Below are 4,253 nucleotides of genomic sequence, written 5' to 3'. Positions count from 1 at the left end.
GATCTTCGCCAAGTACGCCGCCATGCCTATCGAAGAAGTGGCCAAGGACCCGCAAGCCCTGAAAATGGGTGGTCGCCTGTTCGCGTCCAACTGCTCGGTCTGCCACGGTTCCGACGCCAAGGGCGCCTATGGCTTCCCCAACCTGACCGACGCCGACTGGCGCTGGGGCGGTGAGCCGGAAACCATCAAGGCCACCATCATGGGCGGTCGCCACGCGGTGATGCCAGCCTGGGTGGACGTGATCAAGGAACAGGGCGTCAGTGACGTTGCCGCTTATGTCCTGACCAACCTCGACGGCCGCAAACTGCCGGAAAGCATCAAGGCCGACCCGGTCAATGGCCAGAAGCTGTTCGCCGCCAACTGCGCGGTCTGCCACGGTCCGGAAGGCAAAGGCACCCCAGCCATGGGCGCCCCGAACCTGACTCACCCGGCAGCCTTCATCTACGGCTCGAGCTTCGCCCAACTGCAGCAGACCATTCGTCACGGCCGTCAGGGCGTGATGCCTGCTCAGGAACAACTGCAAGGCAATGACAAGGTTCACCTGCTGGCGGCTTATGTCTACAGCCTGTCCCATGGTGACAAGCAGGCCGACGCCGAGTAAGAGCGACGACTGAAAGCAACACTCAACGGCCCCGCCAATCAACATTGGCGGGGCCGTTTTGTTTGCGCCTTACATCGGCTGAGCTCGACGGTGGATCGCCCTTCGCGGCAACCCGGCAGTAACGTTTCTACAATATGGAGGACTTCAAGGCCTGCGGCATACACCTGCTCAACCCATGGAAGAATTGAACGGCGCACGGCGCAAAACGGTCCATAATCCACAAGTCAATTGATTCAAGTCATTACACCATCAGTTGATTTCCCCCAACGCGACCAAAGGTCGCACCCTTGCGCTAGAGCTACAGGCGTATCATTGCGCCACTGCAACACCCCTTTTTGACCCCGGCCGGCATGTACTGGCCGAGGCATTTTTCCACTGCCGTGGGATGCAATGATGAGCAACCAGATTCCCGTACAAGACGTTACCCCTCCTGCCAAAAACGCGACCACCAGCGTCGACCTCTACGCCTCCAGGGAAAAAATCTACACCCGCGCCTTCACTGGCCTGTTCCGTAACCTGCGCATGCTGGGCGGCGCCGGACTGTTCTTGCTGTACTTCGGCACCGTCTGGCTCAACTGGGGTGGCCACCAGGCTGTCTGGTGGAACCTGCCGGAACGTAAGTTCTTCATCTTTGGCGCCACGTTCTGGCCCCAGGACTTCATCCTGCTCTCGGGCCTGTTGATCATTGCCGCTTTCGGCCTGTTCTTCATCACCGTCTATGCCGGACGCGTCTGGTGCGGCTACACCTGCCCGCAGAGCGTCTGGACCTGGATCTTCATGTGGTGCGAAAAGGTCACCGAAGGCGACCGCAACCAGCGCATCAAGCTGGACAAGGCGCCCATGAGCGCCAACAAGTTCCTGCGCAAACTCAGCAAGCACAGCCTCTGGCTGCTGATCGGCTTCGTCACCGGCATGACCTTCGTCGGCTACTTCTCGCCGATCCGCGAACTGGTCATCGACTTCTTCACTGGCCAGGCCGATGGCTGGTCGTACTTCTGGGTCGGCTTCTTCACCCTGGCCACCTACGGCAACGCCGGCTGGCTGCGTGAGCAAGTGTGCATCTACATGTGCCCCTATGCGCGCTTCCAGAGCGTGATGTTCGACAAGGACACCCTGATCGTGTCCTACGACCCACGCCGTGGCGAAAGTCGTGGCCCACGCAAGAAAGGTGCCGACTACAAGGCCCAGGGTCTGGGCGACTGCATCGATTGCACCATGTGTGTCCAGGTCTGCCCCACCGGCATCGACATCCGCGATGGCCTGCAGATCGAATGTATCGGCTGCGCCGCCTGCATCGATGCCTGCGACAGCATCATGGACAAGATGGACTATCCCCGCGGGCTCATCAGCTACACCACCGAACACAACCTCTCGGGACAGAAAACCCATAAACTGCGTCCGCGCCTGATCGGTTACGCCCTGGTGTTGCTGGCCATGATCGGCCTGCTGGTCACCGCATTCTTCATGCGTTCACTGGTGGGCTTCGATGTCAGCAAGGACCGGGTGCTGTACCGCGAAAACTCAGAAGGCCGGATCGAAAACGTCTACAGCCTGAAGATCATGAACAAGGACCAGCGCGACCACACCTACGTGCTCGATGCCGCCGGCCTGCCGGACCTGAAGCTGCAGGGCAAGCGTGAGATCCATGTGGTGGCCGGCGATATCGTCAGCATGCCAGTGGAACTGTCCATCGCTCCAGAGCAACTGCCATCGACCACCAACGAGGTGAAATTCATCCTCAAGGATGCCGACGATGACAGCGTCCACGTTGAAGCCAAGAGCCGGTTCATCGGCCCACAAATTCGTTAAGAGCCAAGAGAAGTGATCATGCCCGCAGCTACCACCACCAGCCCCTGGTACAAACACCTCTGGCCCTGGATCATCATCGGCATCCTCGCCTGCTCGGTGACCCTGACCCTGTCCATGGTGACCATTGCCGTGAACAACCCGGACAACCTGGTGAACGACAACTACTACGAGGCCGGCAAGGGCATCAACCGCTCCCTGGACCGCGAGCTGCTGGCCCAGACGCTGAAGATGCGCGCCAACGTGCACCTCGACGAACTGACCGGCGAAGTGGAACTGCGCCTGAGCGGTAACAGCCAGCCCAAGACCCTGGAACTGAACCTGATCTCGCCGACCCAGCCCGAGAAAGACCGCAAGATCACCCTCACCCGCAGCGAAACCGAACAAGGTCGCTACATTGGCCAGTTGACCGATCAGGTCGAAGGCCGGCGCTTCGTCGAACTGCTGGGAGTCGAAGGCGACAAGACCTGGCGCATGTTCGAAGAGGAACAGGTCAGCCACGACAAGGACCTGCTGCTGGGCGATGAGCCGCTGCAAGGGGCGGAAGACCTGAACTGATCAACACCTGTCGTCCATCGCCGGCCCGCCGCCTTTCCCCTCACCCGGGTTGCAGGCGACTTGCCGGCGATGAGTTTTTTCCCGACCACAAAGACCGCCGATGACCACGCCACTGCCTTGCTACCACTGCGCCCTGCCGGTTCCCACCGGCAGCCGGTTTACCGCCGTCGTGCTCGGCGAATCCCGGGAGTTCTGCTGCCCGGGTTGTCAGGCGGTGGCCGAAGCCATTGTCGCTGGTGGCCTGGAGCACTACTACAGTCACCGCAGTGAGGCCTCGGCCAACCCCGAAGCCTTGCCCGTGCAGTTGCTGGACGAGTTGGCGCTGTACGATCGCGCCGACGTGCAACAACCCTTTGTCCGCCACGAAGGCGAGCTGGCGCAAACCACTCTGCTCATGGAAGGCATCAGTTGCGCCGCCTGTGGCTGGCTGATCGAAAAACACCTGCGCAGCCTGCCGGCAGTGGTCGAGGCCCGCCTCAACCTTTCCAACCACCGACTGCATGTGCGCTGGGCCGATAGCCAACTGCCCCTGAGCCAGGTTCTCAACGAACTGCGGCATATCGGCTACGCCGCCCATCCCTACCAGCCGGACCGCGCCAGCGAGCAACTGGCCAGCGAAAACCGCCTGGCCCTGCGTCAGCTGGGGGTCGCCGGACTGCTGTGGTTCCAAGCGATGATGGCGACCATGGCCACCTGGCCGGAATTCAATATCGACCTGAGTCCGGAGCTGCACACCATCCTGCGCTGGGTCGCGCTGTTCCTCACCACCCCCATCGTGTTCTACAGCTGCGCACCTTTCTTCAAGGGCGCCATGCGCGACTTGCGCACCCGTCACCTGACCATGGATGTCTCGGTGTCCCTGGCCATCGGCGGGGCCTATCTGGCAGGGATCTGGACCGCCATCAGCGGCGTCGGCGAGCTGTATTTCGATGCAGTCGGCATGTTCGCCCTGTTTCTCCTGGCAGGGCGCTACTTGGAACGCCGAGCCCGGGAACGCACTGCGGCAGCCACCGCACAACTGGTCAACCTGCTGCCCGCGTCGTGCCTGCGCCTGGACGAAGACGGCCAGAGCGAACGCATCCTGCTCACTGAGCTACGCCTGGGGGACCGGGTGCTGGTGCATCCCGGCGCGGTATTGCCGGCGGATGGCAAGATCCTCGACGGCCAATCGAGCATCGACGAATCCCTGCTCACCGGCGAATACCTGCCCCAACCCCGAAACCAGGGCGACACGGTCACCGCAGGCACGCTGAACGTCGAAGGCGCATTGACGGTGGAAGTCCAGGCC

General features: G+C 61.6%; 3 protein-coding genes and 1 pseudogene. All 4 read left to right on the top strand.

The window, feature by feature from the left end; genetic code table 11:
* The coding region (gene ccoP / locus BLX41_RS33710; RefSeq protein WP_185073613.1) for a cytochrome-c oxidase, cbb3-type subunit III at positions 1–601 on the top strand (601 nt) is incomplete at its 5' end.
* A gap of 393 nt (positions 602–994) precedes the next feature.
* Positions 995–2,410 carry a cytochrome c oxidase accessory protein CcoG gene (gene ccoG / locus BLX41_RS17045; protein WP_123725834.1) on the top strand — a complete coding sequence of 472 codons (1,416 nt, stop codon included), beginning with the start codon at positions 995–997 and terminating at the stop codon, positions 2,408–2,410.
* An 18-nt stretch (positions 2,411–2,428) separates the two neighbouring features.
* Positions 2,429–2,965, top strand: a complete 537-nt coding sequence (locus BLX41_RS17040) for a FixH family protein (RefSeq protein ID WP_123725833.1) — start codon at positions 2,429–2,431, stop codon at positions 2,963–2,965.
* Positions 2,966–3,065: 100 nt separating this feature from the next.
* Positions 3,066–4,253, top strand: a pseudogene (locus BLX41_RS35585) (heavy metal translocating P-type ATPase); the annotation flags it as partial.

The sequence above is a fragment of the Pseudomonas protegens genome (genome assembly GCF_003732485.1).
Taxonomy (GTDB): Bacteria; Pseudomonadota; Gammaproteobacteria; order Pseudomonadales; family Pseudomonadaceae; genus Aquipseudomonas; species Aquipseudomonas protegens_B.
Note: the sequence above shows the minus strand (reverse complement) of the source record. Positions and strands in the feature narration are given on the sequence as shown.

Excerpts from the sequence above, each read along its gene's own strand:
- ccoG (WP_123725834.1), top strand. The coding sequence starts at position 995 with ATGAGCAACCAGATTCCCGTACAAGACGTTACCCCTCCTGCCAAAAAC.
- BLX41_RS17040 (WP_123725833.1), top strand. The coding sequence starts at position 2,429 with ATGCCCGCAGCTACCACCACCAGCCCCTGGTACAAACACCTCTGGCCC.